This window comes from Candidatus Hydrogenedentota bacterium (assembly GCA_012730045.1).
Classification (GTDB): Bacteria; Hydrogenedentota; Hydrogenedentia; order Hydrogenedentales; family CAITNO01; genus JAAYBR01.
The window spans coordinates 70,275-90,944 of record JAAYBR010000002.1; the positions used below are offsets into that span (position 1 = coordinate 70,275).

General features: G+C 67.6%; 7 protein-coding genes. All 7 read right to left on the minus strand.

The window, feature by feature from the left end; genetic code table 11:
* Positions 1 to 4: 4 nt before the first annotated feature.
* A complete protein-coding gene (locus GXY15_00555) occupies positions 5 to 1,156 on the minus strand; it encodes a hypothetical protein (GenBank protein NLV39708.1) in 1,152 nt (383 codons plus the stop codon).
* A gap of 97 nt (positions 1,157 to 1,253) precedes the next feature.
* Positions 1,254 to 3,749 (minus strand): hypothetical protein, encoded by a 2,496-nt coding sequence (locus GXY15_00560; protein ID NLV39709.1) that lies wholly within the window; start codon positions 3,747 to 3,749, stop codon positions 1,254 to 1,256.
* 77 nt (positions 3,750 to 3,826) lie between these two features.
* Positions 3,827 to 14,908, minus strand: coding sequence for a PKD domain-containing protein (locus GXY15_00565; GenBank protein NLV39710.1), 11,082 nt, complete (start codon positions 14,906 to 14,908; stop codon positions 3,827 to 3,829).
* A gap of 521 nt (positions 14,909 to 15,429) precedes the next feature.
* Entirely contained in the window at positions 15,430 to 17,274 is a 1,845-nt protein-coding gene (locus GXY15_00570) for a DUF4340 domain-containing protein (GenBank protein NLV39711.1), read from the minus strand.
* Entirely contained in the window at positions 17,271 to 18,941 is a 1,671-nt protein-coding gene (locus tag GXY15_00575) for a GldG family protein (GenBank protein NLV39712.1), read from the minus strand. Before GXY15_00575 ends, GXY15_00570 begins: the two co-directional genes overlap by 4 nt.
* Positions 18,938 to 19,771: an ABC transporter permease subunit gene (locus tag GXY15_00580; protein NLV39713.1), complete on the minus strand. Its 834-nt coding sequence runs from the start codon at positions 19,769 to 19,771 to the stop codon at positions 18,938 to 18,940. The genes GXY15_00575 and GXY15_00580 overlap by 4 nt, the downstream gene beginning before the upstream one ends.
* A complete protein-coding gene (locus GXY15_00585; protein NLV39714.1) occupies positions 19,768 to 20,511 on the minus strand; it encodes an ATP-binding cassette domain-containing protein in 744 nt (247 codons plus the stop codon). Before GXY15_00585 ends, GXY15_00580 begins: the two co-directional genes overlap by 4 nt.
* Between the last annotated feature and the right edge of the window lie 159 nt (positions 20,512 to 20,670).

Consider the following 20,670-nt stretch of genomic DNA (forward strand, 5'->3'; position numbering starts at 1 on the left):
CGCGTCAGCCGAACACCTGGCGCATGCGGTCGCAGTAGTACCGCACGTTGTCGTATTCCGCGTCGGGGGCGATGCGGTGGTCCGGACAGGGGATGTAGCCGCCCAGGTCCACCAGGGGGCGCAGGCGTTCGATCTCGGCGTCCACGGCGGCGCGGTCGTGGCTGAAGACCACCTTGTTCATGCCGCCTACCCCGCGCAGTTCGCTTCCGTACTGTTTGCGCCACGGGGCGATGCTGGCGTTCCAGGTACCCACCTCGACGGGGAACATGGTGTTGACCCCGTTGTTGATCCACGTCGGCACGAGGGCGTCTATGCACCCGTCGCAGTCGAGGGAGATGACGGAGACGCCGTGGTCCCGCAGCAGCCCCGTGACCCGCCGGTAGTGCGGCCCGACCAGGTCCTCGAACAGGGACGGAATGATGAGGGGGCCGTTCTTGAAGCAGATGTCCTCCCAGAAATGCCCGAAGTCGAAGAGCGCCCCCTGCTCCAGCGCAAACCTGGTGTTCTGGTAGGACAGCTCGGCGATGGTGTCTATGATCTCCACGAAGAGGTCCATGTCCTCGGCGAAAAGGGTGCTCTGCGCGCCGATGATGTCGCGCACGTATCCGTAGAGGCTGCCGCAGAAAAGGCCGTAGGCGTATTCACGCCCGGGCCGGCGCAGCCAGTCGAGCCCGCCCGCGTCGAAGCGGACACGCTCCCCCGCGTCCGTGGTGACCCAGGACTTCAGCACGCGGTCCGGGTGCCACTGGAACCGGTGGCGGTAGTGTTCCTCCCAGTCGGCGCGGGTCTTCAGGGTGTGGTCGAATTCCATCGGGATGGAGCGGGTTCCCGGCTTCTCCAGGATGACCACCCCCTGCGGATTGAGGGCTTTGCGCGACCCGTCCGGGAACTCCTCCAGAATGCGCGGCTCGAATTCCGGCATCAGGTTGGCATTGGGGGAAAAGTGGGAGGCCCAGTTGAAGTCGAACCCTAGAATGCCGCAGAGCCGCCGGTCCGCGGCGTTCCCGTCGGCATGGCCCTCCGCGTCCGCCGCGGTGAGGCGGCCCTCGTCCACCCATTTCTGGAGGGTTTCCCCCCAGAAGCCGAAATGGACGACGGGCATACGGTCATGGGGCTGATAATTCAGCACCGCCAGGGCGCGCTCTCGGTGGTTCATGGGGGGCAACTCCGGATTCAGGGACATCCCTTGAAACGCAGGCCCCTCCGGCGGTCACCGAAGGGGCCTGGCTTGTCATGCGATGTTGGGACGGGGCTCACTTGCCGGCGGAGGCGCGCTGCCCTTCCCTGACCAGCTTTCGGACAGCCGTCAGGTACTGCTCCAGGGGCACTGCGGTGGGCACCAGACCGGCGTCGGGCGCCGCGTCCGCGTCGGCGGCCTTCGCCGGGGCAGAGATGTCCAGCGCGGCTTTCAGGAACGGGTCCGTCACCTGGACAACCTTCGCGTCCGCCGACTTCTTCTCGGATTTCTCTTCCGCCGCCTCTTCCTCTTCCTCCTCCGCCGGCGCCGGCGCGGGGGTGATCACCTGCTTTCCCCGGTCGCCGCCGTAAAGGACCAGGCCCCGGTCGCGGCGGACCATGTAGAAGACGGCCTCCTCACCGGCGGTGAACTTGGGGATCCCGCTGGCGGACATGACGAACCCGTCCATCTGGCCGCCAATGACGGAGAAGGAGACCTGGGAACCCACATTGATGTCGCCCTTCTCCACCCGGCTCACCTCCACGACAACATCGGTGAAGATGCGCGTGCTGGGCGGGGCGCTGGTGGGGGGGTACCAGCGGGCCTGGGTGGAGAGAACCTTGCCGACGAAGATGTCCGAGACGTTCGCCGTGAAGTCGGCGGCGGAGATGGGAAGCATCTGCGCCCCCGCGCCGAAACCGAACAGGAGCACGGCACCCGCAAGCGCCAGCGCGGCCGCTTTCCGGGCCTTCAGCAGACGGACGCGGGACCACGCAGCCCCCGCAAGAGCCAGCCCCGCCAGGAGCATCCAGTGCGCCATAACCCACTCCGTTGCCGCCGCGGTCCGGCGGAAGGCCTCCAGTGCCGACGGGTTGCGGACGAGCATCCGCGCCACGGCCGGCGCCGCCGTGTAATACAGGTCCACGAGCGCGGTGCCCGCGGCCGACTTCATCAGGAACCCGTCGCGGAAGGCGCGCAGGCGCTTGGAGGACAGCACGGTGGTCACGTCAATGTTGCCCGTGTCAATGCCGCCGGTGCCGCCGATGCCGTCCAGAACGTTCATGGGGCAGACATCGTTCGGATCGCCGAACATGGGCCGGTTGAGCGGCAGCATGGAGGGAAGCGTCTTCCCGGATATCTGGCTCACCACCTTGTTCTTCCTGAAGTCCCACACGAGGGGCGTGCCCGCGGCGTTGTTCTCAATGCCGTAGATGTTGCCGTCCTCGTTGAAGACCTCCGAGGGGTAGTTGCTGGCGAACTCCGTCTCAGCGCGGACGTTGGTCGTGAAACTGACGGGAAGACTTCCCTGAAGGGTGTCACAGGAGCCGGCGGTCATGCCCGCGGGGGCCTGCCGCTCGACCCCGCCACCGGTCAGGGGATTCATGGTCATCACATAGGTCGGCTCGAACATGGCGCCGGCGCCGGAGGGGATCTCCAGCTGCTTCCACATGCCCGGCAGGTAAAACTTCCCGACGAGGTTGGTGTTGGTGTAGAGCGTGTAGAGGCCGCTCATGGTGCTGAACAGCGGAATCCGCTGCCCGTTGCCGCCGTTGCTGACATCGGCCCAGGCCACGATGTGCGCCCCGGAAACGGGGGAGGACGGGATGCCCGTGCCCCGGCGCGTGTGGGTCCGCGCCTCCTGCGACACCAGGAAGAAGTTCTCCTGTCCATCCTCCCGCGGGTAGAGCCAGGAAACGCCGGAGATGTCGTCCGGGGCGAGGTCCTTGGATCCGAAGGTCTGCGTGCCCGACAGATCCTCGGTCAGGAAAAGCATGGAGAACATGCTGGGCGTCGCGCCGACCATGCGGGCAACGCCGTCGGGACCGGTGAACTGAAGCACGGGCGACTCAGTGGGGATTCCCAGGGCGTCCGCATCAACGGGGCCCACGTTGTTAAGGGGGGTCAGACCCAGGCCGAGCATGAGGCCGGAGGCGGTGACGATGGAGGCGGTCAGATCAAGGGCGCCAATGCTGGACAGCGCGCTCGCCGACCGGTGCACGGACGCGTTCACGATGATGTCCGAGTCCAGGATGTTCCCGGCGGGCACAGTGACAACGGACCCGCCGCTGGTGATGGGCACGTCGGTGATGGCGTAGAGCGTGAGCACCAGTCCGGCCAGGGCCTCCACCTCCGGGAGGATAAAACCGACATCGTCCGGCTCAATGTTGCTGGACCCGTCGGGAACGCTGGTCACCTGCATGAACACCGTGGGCAGATAGTCGGGGGTGGTGTATCCGGGGACGATCGGGTCCTCAATGGGGCCGACGAAACGGAAGGAGGCATAGCTGCTGGGCACGTCGGCCCACACCTGGAACCCCGCCTTCATCCGTTCGACCTCGTCGGCGGTGAAGCCCCGGGGGCCTCCCTCGTAGCGGATCTCCAGGCCCTCGCCCGGCTCGATCACGCCGTTGTTGTTCGTGTCGAAGTCCTGGGCGGGCCACACGGCATACCGGACCTGCCCGAACTGGTTAAACCCGCCGACCGGAAAGAAGGCCGCCGCGTTTGGCGCGACCGCCAGCGCGGCCAGCGCGCAACACCCCGCCAGGAGGGCTATCTGTCTGCCTTTGCTCACCGTACCTGTTCCTTTCCATTTTCCGGGCGGCGCGCCGCGCCGGAAGCCACAACCTCTCGCAAGACGTCCCCGGCGCGTCACCCGCGGCCCGCGGCCCGGCGCCGCCGGCCCGCCAGTGCGAGCAGACCGGCCGCGGCCAGCATCACCGCCGCATCGGCCCAGGACGTCCCCGAAGCCGTTCCGGGGGCGCATCCGATATAGCCGAGGAACTTGTTTCTGTTGTCGTCGTTGACGTACTCAAAGCCGTCCACAAGGATGTCCTCCTTGTTCTTGGCGGCGTTGCCCACCTTGACATCCATTTTTCCGGTCTGGGCCATGCCGCCGACGGGGAACCCGACCACGAGGCGGGTGCCGTCGGGCGATCCGCCGATGACGGGCATGAGCGTCTTCCCGAAGTAGACCTGCGCCGACTGCACATCGCCAAGGTCCTCGCCGTACAGGGTGACGGGGAACTTCTTGCGCGAGGCGCGCTTCGGGTCAACGCGCAGCACCTTCGGGCTGCGCTCGGGCGTTCCGGGCGACAGCGAGAAGAGGTCCGAACGGCTGACCTCCTGCCCAGTGGCCGTGTTCCGGACGAGGAGCACGATGGGCTCCACGGGCGGATCGTCGGACCGCGAGCTGACGGACAGGCTGATGGTGGTGTTCGTGGCGCCGGTCACGACGACGTCGTAGCCGCTCATGACCACCACGGGCCGCGTGCCGAAGTTCTGGCCGTAGATCACGAAGCGGAACGGCTCGCCGGGCAGCGTCTGCGAGGGCAGCTCGGCCTGCGACACCGAGTCAATGGCGATGGTGGTCGGGCCCACCACGCGCGCCCGCGCCTCGAGCACGCCGGAAAGCTGCTTCTTCATCGTGTGGGACCGGATCCAGTTGAAGCCGCTGCTGTCCGGGCGGACCCCCGCCTTGGCGCCGTCCATCCAGTAATAGGCGGGCGGCGTGCGGAAGAAGGTCACGAACCCGAGGCCGCGCTGCGCCCACTGGAACTCGCGGAACTTGCGGAAGTCGTTGCGGTCCTCGCCGGGGAGGTTGGCCCACGTGTCGGGATCGGGCTCTGTCGGGGTGTTCGGACCCCACGAGACGATGCCGGCGCGGAAGCTGTCGCCCTCCTGCATGCCCTGGGCCGCGCGGACCACGACGAAGAAATCAGGGCCGTAGTCCAGGTCGTTGATGGAGACGCCGAAGGTCGGCTGAATCCACTGGCGGTTCCGCGACTGCTGCTCGCGCGGCAGCGGCTGGTCATCCGTGCCCGGGGTCGAGAAGACGAACCGGACCTGGATGTCGTCGGCGGTCTGCCCGGTGAAACGCGGCGGCCCGTCGAGCTGGATCGGGATGTCAATGCCGGGGTCGAAGTACCCGTTGCGGTTCTCGGGATGGTTGTCGTTGTCCCGGTAGAGGGCCACGCCGCTGATCCGCTGGTCCCTGCTCAGGGGAAGCAGGTCGGTCAGCGGGTTGAAGATGGCGTTGGCGCCGTTCTGGTACAGCTCGACGGTCAGCTCCTCGAGGAACGACGGATCGCGCACGACGCGCCAGGCGCCGTTGCGCGGCGTCCCCGCGCGCAGCGTCAGCTCGTTCGCGGAGTTTCCGAGAATCTCGTAGGTCTCGTACCCCGAGTCCACCAGCCAGTCGCCGGCAAGGGCGCCCGGCACCCACGCCGCCGAGGGCACGCGGTACCCGGACACGAGACCGATGCCGCCGTTGCCCGCAGCAAGGATGTCGCCAGGGCGGTTCGTGGCCAGGTCGAGCCCGAGCACGGGAACGGCCTCGCCGCCGATGTTCAGCTTGGCGTTGCGGTTGGTAAGGTCCACCATGCGGACCGGGACGTTGACTTCCAGCATGTCATGCCCGTAGAAGTCCTGGACCGGGTCCTCGTCGGGGCTCGACTTGACGAAGGCCGTGCCGCTGGTGTTGACCGAGGGGAAGAACTGGATGCCGCCGCGGCGCTGGTTGTCGGGCCGCGTGGGCAGGTTGGCGGGGATGACGGCGCGAATCTTCGAGAAGCGCGCCACGCTGTCCGAGGTGCTGATCGAGATGAACAGGTCGTCGCCGGGCTGGAGCACCTCGGGATCGAGGGCCTTCGCGCCGGGGGCCGCCTGCTGCACCCCGTTCACCTGGAGCGCGGTGGAGACGGGGCCCGCCCCCGCCGCCTTGTTGTCGTTGGGAATCTCGAAGTCGAACTCGTACCCGTCCAGGCGCGGCACCGTCCAGTTGCTCCTGGGATACAGCGTGAGCACCCAGGCCCGGTCGGCGTCGTCCACGATGCCGTTGCCGTCCATGTCGTCCGCACGGCCGTCCCCGTCGAGGTCCACCAGTTCGGGCTGGGACGCCCACTTGACGTTGGTCACGGGGACAATCCTGTCAAGCAGGGGAAGCGCGGCGCCGCTGCCGGCGTAGTTGTTCAAGTCCTGCGTGTTGAGGAAGATGCCGTTCTGGTCGGCGTCCTCCCACAACAGCACGCCGGAATCCAAGCTCTGGTTGTCGTTGGTGTCCGGGTCAAGCGTCCGGAGCATCGCCGGGGTAAAGTCCGGTCCCCAGAAGGCAACCGTGATCTGGCTGACGGCCACCGGCTCGCCGGTCGAGGTGACAATCGGGTCGGAGGATGCGACCAGGTTCATACCCAGCATGGGCATATGCGCGCTGTTGCCGTCCACTTTCTGGGCGAGCAGACGCGCGCCCGCGTTGGCGGACCGCCACTGGCTGGCCCGCGGATACTCGCCGGGGAGCAGCTCGGCGCTCCAGGTGCTGTAGCGGGGCAGCGCGGGCTGCTGCGGCGGCACGGGGTATGCCGAGGAACGCGGCCCGACAGGCGGCGCGTCACCAAGGGTGGACAGCGGACTGAAGAACGGCACCGTCTCGTAGGCGAACTGCCCCCAGCGTCCGGTGTCATCGTAGAGGAAGTTGACCTGGAAGAGGCCGAAGTCCACCACGCGCGCGCCAAAGAGACGCCAGTCGCGCACGTCCACCGTGTGGCCGTTCTCGAACTTGATCTGCTCCAGACCGAAGGGGTCGAGCCACTGGTCGAAGCCGCTGAGCATGCCCACACCGATGTCCGTGTAGCCGCCCAGGGTCACGTTGTCCAGGTCCACGTTGCCCGGGTTGTACACGTCCACGCTCGGGATGTAGAAGAGGTCCGTCTGGTTGCGGTAGGGCGAGTCGGACTCGTAGGTGATGACCAGGTCATGCACGTCCACGCCCACGCGGATAGGCTTGGCCGTTGCCTGGTTGAAGGTGCGCTGCGGCCACCAGGGCTCATATTCGCCCCAGCGCGGGTCATTCTGCCACGGGTAGAGCGCCGTCGCGCCGAGCTTGACCCCCTGCGCGGGGATCATGCTGTCCACAAACACACCGCCCTCCCAGTTGCCGGACTCGGGGTTGAAGCGCCGCGGCTCGATGAAGGCCCGGAAATCCGCGCCGTAGGTGATGCCCTGGCCGTCCCCCGGGGCGAGGGAAATGTCGCGGAAGCCGCTGTCGGTACGCACCACCACAAAGTAGTCCGGGGACGCCTCGGCGCCGAAATTGCCCATGGGGCCTTCGGCGTAGTTGTCCGGGGTCTTCTCGAGAAATCCCTCTGTAAATCCCTTGTCATAGGCGCCGTAGTTGCCGAGCTTGCGGGTGCCGCCCCACAGGCGCAGGGAAATCTTCCACCACGGGTCTCCGCCTCCCGGCGGCAGCGGGATGTACTCCCAAGTCGGCATGAGCTCCACGCTGGAGGAGGCGTTCGCGAGCATCGGGTAATCGCCGGCGAACGTGAGCCCGCCGATGGCATTCGGCGTGGGCGCGTCAAAGACACCGTTGTTGTTGGTGTCGTGCCACACCCAGGTGCCGTTGTAGGTCAGCTCGCGGCCGAACACCTCCTCGTTGTAGAGCGGAAGCCCCCAAAGCTGTTCGGTGATGTCCTCCAGACCCGTCCGCGGGTCGAAGCCGCCGTTGCCGGGCGCACCGTAGGGGTCGCCGCCGATGTCGGTCAGGATGACGTTGACCTCGCGGAGCTGCGCCGCGTTTTTCTCGGAAATGTCGCGTGTAATCTCCGTGTCGGCGAAATGCACCGAGTTGGTGGAGTGAGCGTTGATCCCGAGGACGGACGACCAGGAGTCCACGCCCAGGAGCTTGCGCATCTGGAGAAACTCGCCCGCCACCACGTCAAGAAGCTGGTCCGGCTTGTTCCAACGCGGACGGGAATACTCCGCCATGGGGGTGTACAGGAAATTCGGGTGACTCCAGGCGTCATGGAAAATGGGGGCCTGCCGCCCGGAGGGGGAACCCACATAGTCGTAGACCGTGAAGGAAGAGCTGTAAAACTGCTTGTCCTCCAGAATCTCGCCATCCCAGAAGTTCGGGGAGTAACTGTCGGTGGGCAGCCCCTCCTCGTCCACCGGGTAGGTTCCCGTGCGCGGGTCAACCATCACCGCGTCCAGCACCTCGACGCCCATGGTGAGCTGGCTGCGCCAGGTGGCGGAGGAGCGCACGGCCACGATGTACGAGTTGCCGTCCGGCCGGAAGTCCTCGTTTACCTCGCCTGCAGGCACGTCAAACTGCGGACGCGCCGCCGTTCCGTTGCCGATAAAGTCGAGCTCGTAGACGATGCCGGAGTACTGCTGGAGCCCGGTGATTTCGCCCACGGGGGCGCCCAGATTGTCCCAGGTGAACATCAGCTCGTCGTATTGGGAGTCAAGGATGCCGTTGAGCGGACCAAGCACCTCCTCGGCCTCCTCACCGGCCTTGTTCTCGATGAACAGGCCGAACTCGAGCAGGTCCGTGAAATAGGGCGCGCCCATGTTGAGGTAATTCAGGTCGTCGTTGTTCCGGCTGTCCGGGCGAACCCAGTACGTCAGGGACTTCAGCTTGCGCGGCGCGAAGTTGTCGTTCTCCTCCTCGCTTTCCCCGTAGCTCATGGTGAACCGGAAGAGGGGCACCCAGTCGGAGAGGGGCAGCACGGACTCCCGGTCCGCGACCAGGGTGGAGAAGGAGATGTCGGCCGTCGGCTCGTCCGTCTGGCCCTCACCCTCGCCCTCGCCCTCCCCCTCGCCTTCCCCTTCACCCTCGCCCTCAGTGCCGCACCCGATGCACTCGAGCACCTCGATGTAGTTCTCCCGGGTGAACTGGCGGGTGACCAGCGCGCCGCCGTTGCAGTTGTCACGGTAAGTCACCGTCAGAACCACGTCGTAGATGCCGGGCGCGGTGTAGCGGTGCACGGGGTTGCGCTCGGTGGACGACTGGCCGTCGCCGAAGTTCCAGTACCAGCCCACGGGCGCGAAACAGCTGTCGCCCACGGAGAGGTCCGTGAAGGTCACCGCCAGGGCGGGCACGGGGTTCGCGGGCGTGATGTTGCCGCGCGTCGGCGTCGCCGAGAAGTCCACATACGGCGTGGCCAGTATCTCGATGTACTCGGTCTTGGTGACCGTGGTCGTCACGCCGTACTGGTTGGTCACCGCGACCGACACGGTGTAGAAGCCCGTCGCGGTGTAGATGTGGACGGGGTTGATCTCGTTCGAGGCCTGCCCGTCGCCGAAGCTCCACGCCACGCTGGCGGCCTGGTTTGCCCCGATCAGCGTGAAGGCCACGCTGCCGTTGACGATCTGCCGGCGCGGGGTGCCGGTGAAGTCCAGGGTTGCCGGCGTGGTCGCCGTGACCGTCTGGGTGAGGTTGGCCACCGGGGTGTTGGTGCGGATCCAGTTGCGCAGGGCGGCGAAGTCGGGGCCGTCCTGGCTGCGGTCCACATCGGTCCGCGGAATCACGCTCATCTTGTCCTTGTCGAAGCCCCAGTAGCGCACGGGCCGCGGCCGCTGGAAGAGGGTGATGTACCCGACGGCGCGGCTTCCCCAGGGGAACTCGGAGAAGAGGTCAAACTCATCGGCGTTCTGCCCGGGAAGGGGCGGCGAGGCCAGGCTGACCGTGAAGTTGTCCGGGTCGGGCTCGGTGGGGGTGTTCGGGCCCCAGGACACGATGGCGGCCTGGAACTGGTCGCCCTGGTTCATGGCCGTGGCGGCGCGCACCACGACGAAGAAGTCGGGGCCGAAGTCCGCGTCTGTGGGCGCGGCGCCGGGGGTCATGGGCACCCACTGGCGGTTGCGCGGCTGCGAGACGTAGGGGGTCGCGTCGCGGCCGATGAAGCTGTCCGTGCCGGGGGAGGCGAAGGTCATCTTGACCTGGTACTCGGGCTCGCCGCCGACCGCGCCGATCAGCACGGGCGGGTTGTCGAGGCGGACCGGAAGGTCAATGTACTCCGTGACATTCCCCTGGGCGTCGCGGACCGGCGGGTCATACACGCCGTTGCGGTTGCCGGGGTGGAAGTCGTTGTCGCGGTAAACCGAAACGCCGCTGAAGAGCCCGTTGATCGGGTCCTCATGGTCCAGGGGCACGAGGTCGCTCACCAGGTTGAAGGCGCCGGTGCGCGCGACGTCGTAGAACTCGACCACAAGCTGCTCGAGGAAGCTCGGGTCCTTGACAACGTACCAGGCCCCGTCGGTGCGCGGGGCGCCGGCGCGCAGCGTGAGGGTGCGCCCGCCGACCGCGGTGATCTCATAGGCCTCGACGCGCGGGTGGCTCCCCTGCGAAAGGCCGATAAGGTACAGCCCGACCGCGTTGGCGGTCCAGGCCCCGGAGGCGTAATAGGACGCGTTGGCGCCGGTGATGTCGGCCTCCGTCGGGATGAAGCTGGAGGCGGTGGTCTGCGCGCCCGTACCCTGGCCGCGCGCCACGATGTTCTCCGGCCGGTTCACCGAGCAGTCCAGGCCGAGCACGGCCGACTCCGCGCCGCCGGGCTGGATGGAGCCCGTGGACGTGTCAAAGACCAGCGTGCGCACGTTGACGGGCAGCATGTCGTGCCCGTAATAGTCCTGCAGCGGGCTTTCCTCGATGTTGTGCTTGGTCATGGTGTCCACCACGTCGTAGGCGCGCGGCATCATCTGCAGCCCCGCGAGCTTGCGGGCGTCGGGCGTGCGCGTGGGCAGGTTGGCCGGCACCACGGCGCGGAACTCCATGAAGGCCTTGGCCTGCTGGCTGGTCCGCACGACCACGAACAGGTCGGCGCCCGGGCTGCCCGCGGCGATATTGAGGGCCTTCTCGTCGGCGGCCTTCAACGCCAAGTCCACGAAGGAGGGGGCGTCAAGCCAGTAGTCCGGCCAGTCCGCAGCATCCTTGGCGCGGTCCCCGGCGGACTTGTAGAGGCTCACTCCGGTCTCGGTGTCCTTGTAGGGGACATCCCACTTTGTGCGCGGGATCAGCGTGAGCACCCAGGCGCGGTCGGACAGGCCGTCCCACGCCGCAAGCTCCGCCGCGCTGAGCCGCGCGACGTCGGCGGGCACCAGCGGATCGCCGTCAAACACGACACCGTCGCCGCTGAGGTCGTCCGGCAGGTAGTCGTCGTCGAGGTCTATGACCTCCGGGGCCTGCGCCCACGACAGGCTGCCCTCCGCCAGCGGCACGATCCGGTCGGTGAACGACGGGGAGGTCACCCCGCTCGTGAGGAAGGGGCCGTCGAAGACACCGTTGTTGTTGCTGTCCTCGTAGAGCAGGACGCCGGAGGTGAAGAGGGCGCCGTCCACGTCCAGGCCGGAGAGCTGGCCGGGCGTGAAGTCGGGGCCCCAGAACGCGACCGTGGCGTTGCTGAGGCTGATGGGGCTGTAGGCGTTGACTGCGGGGTCGTCGGTGCCGGCCAGGTTGAACCCGAGCATGGCCGTGGGCAGGGTGTCCACGCCGATGTACTGCTTGAGCAGGCGGGCCGCCCACGCGTTGGAGGCGTTCAGCAGCCGCTCGGGCCGCCAGTCCTCCAGCCGCGGATACACGCTCCGGGGAAGGGTGTCCTCCACGATCATCCAGCGACCGCGTGAAACGGCGTTGCCGATGCCCACGCCGACACCGTAGGGGTAGTCCGGAACACTCAGATCGACGGGGGCCTGCGAGCGGTCAAGATAAGCGCCGTGGCCCTCGCGCAGGGTGAGCGAGTTTCCGCTGTTGCTGAGGATGTAGTACCGGCCGCCGTAGTTGTCCACCAGCCATTTTCCCGCGAGGTCCCCCGCGAGGGGGCCGAGGTGCGGGCCGTTCACGACGAACACATAGACGTCGTCGGCGTAGGTGGCCTCCGCCCCGCTGGCGCCGGTGAGGTTGTACGGCACGTTGGCCTGGGCGCCCTCGCTGGCCAGGTAACAGAGGCTGGTGTCGCCCCAATTAATGATCGTCTGGCCGCCCTGGTACCCGGCCCAGGTGGAGTAGCGCGGAAGCGTGGGCTGGGACGGCGGATCGGGCCAGAAGGTGGACCGCGGCTCGGCCAGCTCCTCATCCAGACCGTCCCCCTCCAGCTTGAAGGGCACCGTCTCAAAGGCGTAGTGGGTCATGAGCCACTCGCCCGCGCCCCGGAAGGAGTCGAAATAGTCGGGGAACATGAACGGGTTGTGCCGGTGGAAGAAACGCAGCTCGCCCATTCCGTAGAAATCGACGAGGTCCTTCGCCTGGAAAGCGTCCCAGATGTACCGGGGGGGGCCCGACGGATAGTATTCATAACCGGGGACGTCAATGTCGTCGGTGTTAAAGAACGCCGGATCGGTCCACAGGGAGATGGCGGTGCGGCCGTTCCATTCGGCATCCAAAAAAATTTGACGCGCTAACCCGGTGACCGGGTCAATATAACCGAAAAAGTCGAACGCGTCCAGGGACTGGCCCGCCATGGCGGGGGTCACCTTGGCCCAGCGGTTGTCCGTGGCGTAGGTCAGCACGAGATCGTGCACCTCGGCGCCGCAGCGCACCGCCTTGACCGTGTCCCGGTTGTGGCTGCGCTCGGTCCACCACCCGTACTCGCGCTTGATCACGTAGGAGCACGGGAAGTCGGAGGGATCGCAGACGAGGTCGTTCGCGGCGGCGTTCTGCCACAACACGCCAAACGTCTCGCCGACCGTGAGCTTCTCCCGGGCCTTGTCCGGCCACGGATTAATTGGCGTGCCGTTAATCGTGATGCCGGCCAGGTATTCGGCCATCACCTTGTACTGGATGTTGAAGAGAATGCCGCCGTCCCAGGAGCCCCCCTCGGTGCCCTTGGGGTTCCACCGGCGTGGCTGCACGAAACAGCGGGTGTCGGCGCCCAGTTTCATCCCGACGCCGTCGCCCTCCACGCCCGACACGTCGCGGAAACCGCTGTCGGCGCGCATCACCACGAAGTAATCCATTTTGGGCGGATAGTTCATGAGGAGGTTGTAGTTCGCAATGGCGTCCGGCGTCCCCTCCATGGCGCCCGTGGGCGTGTCGCCGGGGTTGCGCCGGCGGCCGCCGGAGAATCCGAGCCCGATGGTCCACCACGGGTCGCCGCCGCCCGGCGGGAAGGGCTCGTAGCCCCACTGCTGCATGCCGGGAAGTATGGGCTGGGTCTCGCCAAACGTGCCCGGAAGATACGGATACATGGGGTAGTCGGTGAACTGGATGCCGAGCGTGCCGCGGGGCGCCGGGGGGTCAAACTGGCCGTTGCCGTTGGTGTCGTGCCACAGCCAGAGGCCGTTGTACGCGAAGTCCTCGCCGGTGGCGTTCTCCGCGTCCACCCTGCCCACGGTCGTGAATTTTTCCAGCCTCTCGCTCGGGTCGCCGAGGCCGCCGTTGCCGGGGGGGCCGAAGGGGTCGCCGCCCACGTCCGTGATGGCCATGTGCAGCGACGTGGGCTGGGGGATTCCGCCGACGCCCGGCAGGCCGTGGGCGTCTATGCCCAGCAGGGGCACCCAGGACTCCACGGAGAAGAGCTGGCGCATGTCCACCGCCTCGCCGATGAGGGCCTGCAGGGAGGCCGTGGCCAGGTCCCAGCGCGGGCGCACAAACTGCTCCAGGGGGGTGTAGAGCGAAGGCTGGTCGTTCCAGCTGTTGTAGCGCATGGGAAGGACGCCGCCGCGCACGTCGAACACGCCGAAACTCGACGAGTACGCCTCCTCGGGCGCCAGGGTTTCCCCCTTGAAGAAGTCCGGGGAGAAGGTGTCCATCGGAACCCCTTCATCGTCCAGGGGCATCGTCTGCATCCGCACCTCGCCCGTGGTGAGGTCAACGTAATACGGCTGCATGCAAACGTTGGTCAACTCCATGCTGAGGGAGGTGCCGGTCTGCCAGGCGGACGACAGCCGCACGGCCACGACATAGTTGTTGCCCGTCGGCGAGGTCGTGATCCACTCGCCCTCGGGGCGGAAGGGGCCGGGCGCCGTGGACCCGAAAATTTCGCTGCCCGGATTGTTGACGGCCACCGGGAAGTCCGGGTCCGTGCTGTCGTAAATGAAGCTGAGGTTGTAGACGTTGTCGTTGATGTTGTACTTGAGCCCGTTGGGGGCGACGGTGTTTCCGCTAAAGGCCGGCATGTCGTACGGCCAGCCGTGGCTGTCCCATTCATACAGGGGTTCGGAATAGGCCACCACCTCGGGAATGTCCGGCAAACCCACCTGCACGTTGTCCCCGGAAGGCAGGCCGTCGCCGTCCAGGTTGAAGACCTGATGGACGGAGAAAATCAGATAGTCGCTCTCCTGGGGGGAGATGTTGTTGATGTAGCCGCGGTCTGTCATGGAGACCGGGTCTCTCTTCAGGCGGAAACTCAGGCGTGTCAGGGCGCGGGGCGCGGGCTCATTCTCGTTGCTCCACTTGAGGGTGAATCCGAAAAGGGGCACCCAGTCGTTCAGCGGAACCAGGCCGGCGGCGTCGGTGATGTACTCCTCCGCGGTGAAGTCCGCCGTGGCGACCTCCGCGACGGTGATGGCCTCCACGAGGTCCACGCGGCATATCTGGGTCGTGCTGTCGGGCATGATGATGACCGCCTCAACGATCACATCGTAGTCGCCGCCGTTGGCGATGCTCCCCGTCACGGTGGGCAGGTCGGCGACGGTGCCTGCGGGGGTCTGGTTCACGGCGTTGGCGTTGGGGTTGGGCTTGGGCTCGGTCCGGTCGGCAAACCAGGCGCGGTAGAGGTCCACGTCCTCCTTGACATACCAGTAGCGCGCGCGCTCAATGCGGACGGGGATGCGGCTGGGCAGTGAGAACGCCCGGGCGAGCAGCTGAAAACTGCCGCCGGGTGTCACGGGGTTCGGCGACACGCTCAGCTCAACGCTCACCTGGTAGGGCGGGAGGAGGCAGTCAATCTGGCCGGGCGCGAGGCTGGCCGAGACCAGGCCCGCCAGAGCCGCGTCGCTCCCCGCAAAGGCGACCCGCATGGGTTCCGCCCGCCGGGCGTCCTGGGATAGAACGCCCGGTGCGCGTGCCACCAGGAACCCCGCCAGTCCCACAAGCACAAGACCCCACAGGGCCACTCTGATTGTCGCGCGAAGTCGTGTGTTCACCACGCCACTCTCCCAGAAAGGCGTTCCCGCGCGCCGCCGCACCTGCGGTGCGCGCCGGGGGCCGCCAATGCTTCGTAACACCCTGCCGGCACCCGCCGCCGCCGAAAAACCCGGCTGCACGGCGGCGCGCACGCGCCCGGAACACAAATCCCGGACACGTCCGCTGGCATCCTTTCGTCTGCCGACCGACCTGTCATGGCACATTTTTCCCGTTGTCCACTCCGTTTTTATATCACAGCCGGGCCAAAGTGTCAATAGAGAAGTTGCCTGCAATTCCAAATGATGCTTGAATTTAGGTTGCCGAATGCCACGGAGCATATCGGCAGATTTCGCATTTCAGTGTAAAGTAATTCCTGTCCGCCGCGCAAAACTTCGCGCGCCCTCGCCGTAACCGCCTACGATGAGGGCACTTCCTCCAACCCCTCAAGGGCGTCCCGCAGGGCGTCCACCGCGTCCTGACTCACCCGAAACACCCCCGCCTTGCCCTCCAGGGTCGCAAACCGCTCCCGGGAATTTTCCGGCGAGACGCCGCCGATGCGCAGGGGACCGATGCGCTCGCCCGCCGCGGGCGGCGCCACGGGGGCCATGCGGACATAGAGGGTGAAGACGGGCTTGTCCAGCCCGTAGACGGACAGGTCGCGCGGCGCCTCCGGGGCCGCGAGCCCCGTGATGCGCAGGGGGCTGACCGCCGCGAGCAGGGCCTCGGCGTCCGACTGGTTCTTCAGTCGGAGGGTCTCGGGCCGCGTCACGACCCACTGGCCGTGGCGCCTCTCCAGAACCGCGCCCAGGTTCTCGAACTGGAACTCCAGCACCTCCGCATCCGGCCGGTTGAAGCGCAGCAGCTCCATGGAGCGGAATTTGTCCGCTGTCAGCAGCAGCGCGTCCACGGCCACGCCGCGCAGCGCGACCACGCCGCCGCTGTCCTGGGTGGCGTACCACAGAGACGCGTTGTCCGGGCTGGGCCAGAGGGAGAGCGACGCGGTTGCGCCGTCGTCGTGGGACAGGGTGATGGAGACCTGCGGGGCGACGCCGCCGGGCAGGGTCTCTGGGGCAACGTCGAGCGGCTCGCCCCGGCTCTCCTTGAGCACGGCGAGGAACCCGGACACGGCGAACTGGTTGACCTCCGGCAGGGCCGGCGCCGTGAGGCTCCAGGCCCCGTCCGCGCCGCGTTCGAGCACAAGCGTCTCCTCCCCCCGCCGGTACTCGACCTTTTTGAGCTCGCTCAGGCGGCGGGTGATCAGGCGCGTCTCGCGCCAGGCATCGGGCTTGCGCGGCAGGAGCATCATGATCTGTGCGTCCATCTGGAAGACGGCGCGCTGGCCCGCCACCTGGGCCCACACGCCCCCCTTCTCGCCGTCCACGGCGCCGAGAAGAATGTTCTGCGCGCGGCCGCTTTTGCCGTCCACCACCGTGATCCGCGCGGCCGCCGGGCTGAGGCCGTAGTCCGACAGGTTCTCCGGCGCGTCCACAAACTCGCGCCCGACGGCGAACTGCACCTCTTTGACCACCTCGTCAACCTTCTCCTGGTCGGCCATGGCGTCCAGCGGCGCTTCGAGGCGCCAGGGCTCGCCGGCGGCGGCGCGCCGCACGACGACCTCGGTGGACTCCTCGCCGACGGCGGGCTGGTCCTCCGGGGGGGCCGCGTCGGTGCCGGTCCAGATCCAGGCGAACCGGAATTCCAGAATGTCCGCCTCGCGGTCCTCGACCAGGAAGCGGTGGCGCAGCTCCTCCAGGGATCGGTTGACCTCGAAGAACTCGCGCGTGTCCGCGAGGAGGAGCGGCCCGCCGTTAAGGCGCGCGTACCGGTGGCGCTGGGTGGGTTCCACATCGCCGAAGACCACGGTGGCGGGCGCCGCGTCCCCGGCCTCCACCGTGACCGTGAGGGCGGGCACGTCAAGGCCGTACTCCGCGGGGTCCGCCGGCGTCTCCGCCACGGTGCGCTGGCTGCGCAGGGTGGAGAGGTTGTCCGCCACGCGGTCCCACAGCATCTGCAGCGGGGGGATGGTGTCGTTGGGCGCGGTGATGCGCCACGCGCCGTCCGCGCCGCGCTCGCCGGTCACGGCGGGCTGGCCGACCTGGGCCAGGGTCAGGCGGCGCACATCCTTCCCCTGAAAGTCGAAGAGCCGCGCGGCCTCGGCCGCCCGCTCCGCCGTGCGGCGGCCGCGTTGGCGCATGCCCCAGTAGACGCCGCTGAGCAGGGCCAGCGCGAGCAGGAGCAGGAGCGTGGAGCGGAACTTCATTGGTGCCTCCCGCGCAGGGCGCGCGCCAGCAGGCCCGCCGCGGCCACGGCCTGCACGAGGCACATGACGGCGACCCAGGCCGCGGCCCGGCGCTGCGTGTCCGTGAGGATCAGGGGGGCGGCCTCGGCCCCCGTCGGGCGGATGGCGATCAGCTCCTCGCTCTCGTTCATCCACGCAAAGGTGTTCATGAGGAAGTTCAGGTGGCCGGGCACGGTGACCTGCCCGTTCGTGGCGAAGTCCGCGTCGCCCACCACGACCACGCGGGCGTCCCCCCTGCCCTTCGGGCTCTTCTCCTGGTCCACCCGCACCTGGACGGCCGCGGCCACGGGGATCGGACCCTTCGCGTCCGCCTCGTCCCGCTTGGCCTGGCCCGTCTCCAGCAGTTTCGCCGTGTCGGTCTCGGCCCAGAAATCCGGCGTGGTCCGCAGCAGCTCCACGCCCGACACGCCCGCGGGGGGCTTTTCCGCCAGCCGCACGCTGCGCAGCGCCTGCAGGAGCATGGTCTGGTCGAAGCCCCGGGTGACGGGATGGTCCTTGTGGTAGCAGCCCTGGTATTCCATGAACCCGGCGTCCACGCCCTCGAACGGCTTCCCGTCATAGGAGAGCTCGGCCTGCCACTTGTTCGAGGAGGCGTCGGTGATGACCAGGTCGCCGCCGACGGTGATCCCGAAGCGGCGCGCCAGCCAGGGCCGCAGCTGCTCCCCGGACACCGCGCCCTGCGGGGCGGCGCGCCACGGGTCCATCAGCACCAGCAGGCGGCCGCCGGCGTCCACAAAGGCGTCCAACGCCTCGATCTCCAGGGGGTGCAGGTCCGTCTGCGGATTGGCAATCACCAGCACGTCCACGTCCTTGGGAATCTCCGGCTGGGCGAGCTTGATGTTCAGGCGGTCCAGGGCGAAGGACTCCCCCGTAAGAAGCTGCACCAGCCCCGACAGGCCGCGCTCGTCCTGCCCCGCCGGGTCGCGCTCCTCGTGCCCCCCAAGGAAGGAGACCTTCGGCTCCGTGTCGCGCAGGACGTTGATGAGGGCGTTGGTGAATTCGCGCTCCTCGAGGCGCGGGCTGCCGCCCGAGAGGGTGATCACCCGCTGGCGGTCGCCCGCGCGCACGACCACGGTGCCCTGCGTGGACGCGTGGGTGATCTTCAGCTCCTCCACCCGCCCGCGCTCCACCGTCGGGTCGAGCACCTCCACCTGGATCTGGTCGGTGAGTTTCCGGCACTGTTCCAGAAAGCGCAGCGTCTTGTCGCGCGCGATGACCACCAGCTCGTCGTCCACGTCGAGGAAGAAACAGATGACCTCGACGGGCTGCGTGATGTTGCGCAGCACCTGCGCGGTGAGCGGCGACAGGTCGCGCCGCCCCTCCTTCGTCAGGTCCCATTTCGCGTCCCAGGACTGCACAAAGAGGTAGGCCACCACGCAGATGCCCAGAAAGGCAGCCGTGGACACGGCGGCGTTGAGGCCGCCGAGCGAGCGCTCCTCCGCCGCCCCGCGCACAAAGTAGGAGAACAGGGTGAGCCCGGCCCACGCCAGCCCGAGCGCCGCGGACAGCCCCAGCGGGGCTGTCACGGGGAGGGAGAACGGGTCGGACACCCAGAAGACCGCGTTGAGCGCCGCCACCGCGCACAGGATGGAGAACACGCCCGCCAGCTGCCGCGCCCGCCGCATCATTTGCCCCTCCAGTGGCGGCTTTCCAGCGCGCGGAAAGTCAGGAAAAGGAAGAACGCCGAAACCAGCAGATAGTACGCGATGTCCGGGGGCGACACGACGCCCAGGGCCATGTCCCGCGCGTGGTTGTCCAGCGCAAGCTCCATCACCAGCCCGCGGAACAGGGCGTAGCCGCCGCCGAAAGCCGTGCGCACCGTCTCGGGCCACGCCGCGGGCGCCGGGTTGGCCGCGGGCAGCTTCTCGCCCACGTTGCCCAGGATGTACAGCAGGAGGAACCCGCCGAAGGTGACAATGCCCGCCGTGATCTGGCTGCGCGCCAGGGCGGACACGAACAGGCCGATGGCGAGGAAGGCCATGCCCATGAGCCACACGGTGCACACGCCGAAGATGATCACCGCGGGCTCCAGCGCGACAAACCGGGACACGACCAGCAGGTGCACCGAGACAATGAGCATGAGCACGAGCAGGATGCCCAGCGACGCGAGGTATTTTCCGAAGATGATCTCCCGGTCGCGCAGGGGCCAGGTCAGCAGCAGCTCCATGGTGCCCCGGTGCCGCTCCTCGGCCAGCAGCCGCATGGTGATCAGCGGCGACAGGAACATGATCCAGATTCCCGTGAACACCAGATAGGGGCTCAGGAAGGTCTCCGCGAAGTCCGGCACGGTGGAGTAGCCGTAGGAGGTCGGGTCCACGGACATCTTGGCGTAGGTGAACAGGGACAGCGCGAAGGCCAGCCCGGAAATGAGGGCGAACACCCCCGTCACGATGTACCCGACGGGCGTCAGGAAAAAGGCGGAAAACTCGCGGCGGCAGACGGCCCAGGTGTTTCTCATGCCGCGCCCCCCCCGGACGCGCCGCGCTCCTCCGACGCGATCACCCGCATGAAGACCTCCTCCAGGGGCCGCTTCCCCTCACCGGTCAGGTTGGCCAGGCTGTCCTGCACCACCACGCGCCCCCGGTGGATGATGATCACCCGGGAGCAGGTCATGGTCACCTCGGGGAGGATGTGCGTGCTGAGGAGGATCGTGTGCTCGCGCCCCAGTTCCTTGATCATGTTGCGTATCTCGACGATCTGGCCCGGGTCCAGCCCCACCGTCGGCTCGTCGAAAACGAGCACCGGCGGGCTCCCCACCAGCGCCTGCGCCAGCCCCACGCGCTGACGGTAGCCCTTCGACAGGTTCCCCGTCAGCCGCTTCGCCATGTGCGTCAGGCCGCAGCGCTCCATCACCCGGTCCGCCTCCGCCCGCCGCGCCGAACGCGGCACCCCCTTCACCACCGCCACATGGCGCAGGAACGACTCCACCACCATCTCCTCGTACAGCGGCACGCTCTCCGGCAGGTAGCCCACCCGCCGCTTCACCTCCAGCGGCTGGTCGTGCACCTCGAACCCCGCCACCCGCGCGCGCCCCCGCGTCGCCGGGGTGAACCCCGTCAGGATGCGCATGGAGGTGCTTTTCCCCGCGCCGTTGGGCCCGAGAAACCCCACGATCTCCCCCTTGCCCACCTGGAAGGAGACGTCCTCCACGGCGGGAATCGCGCCGTAATACTTGGTCAGGCCCTCAGCCTCAATCATGATTTCCTGGCTCATGCGGCCATTATCCCTCTCAGGCGGTTTATGCCGGAGCCACCCCAAATACCGGCGGCGGCATACGACATATTGAACGCGTCTTGACCGGAACACATCATATTGTGCGCCGAACCGCACCCCAAACGCAACCTGTGGGGCGGGTCC

What these genes read in the sequence shown, in the direction of transcription:
- GXY15_00565 (NLV39710.1), bottom strand. Translation starts at nt 14,908, where the DNA reads ATGCGGGTCGCCTTTGCGGGGAGCGACGCGGCTCTGGCGGGCCTGGTC.
- GXY15_00570 (NLV39711.1), bottom strand. Translation starts at nt 17,274, where the DNA reads ATGAAGTTCCGCTCCACGCTCCTGCTCCTGCTCGCGCTGGCCCTGCTC.
- GXY15_00585 (NLV39714.1), bottom strand. Translation starts at nt 20,511, where the DNA reads ATGATTGAGGCTGAGGGCCTGACCAAGTATTACGGCGCGATTCCCGCC.
- GXY15_00575 (NLV39712.1), bottom strand. Translation starts at nt 18,941, where the DNA reads ATGATGCGGCGGGCGCGGCAGCTGGCGGGCGTGTTCTCCATCCTGTGC.
- GXY15_00580 (NLV39713.1), bottom strand. Translation starts at nt 19,771, where the DNA reads ATGAGAAACACCTGGGCCGTCTGCCGCCGCGAGTTTTCCGCCTTTTTC.
- GXY15_00555 (NLV39708.1), bottom strand. Translation starts at nt 1,156, where the DNA reads ATGAACCACCGAGAGCGCGCCCTGGCGGTGCTGAATTATCAGCCCCAT.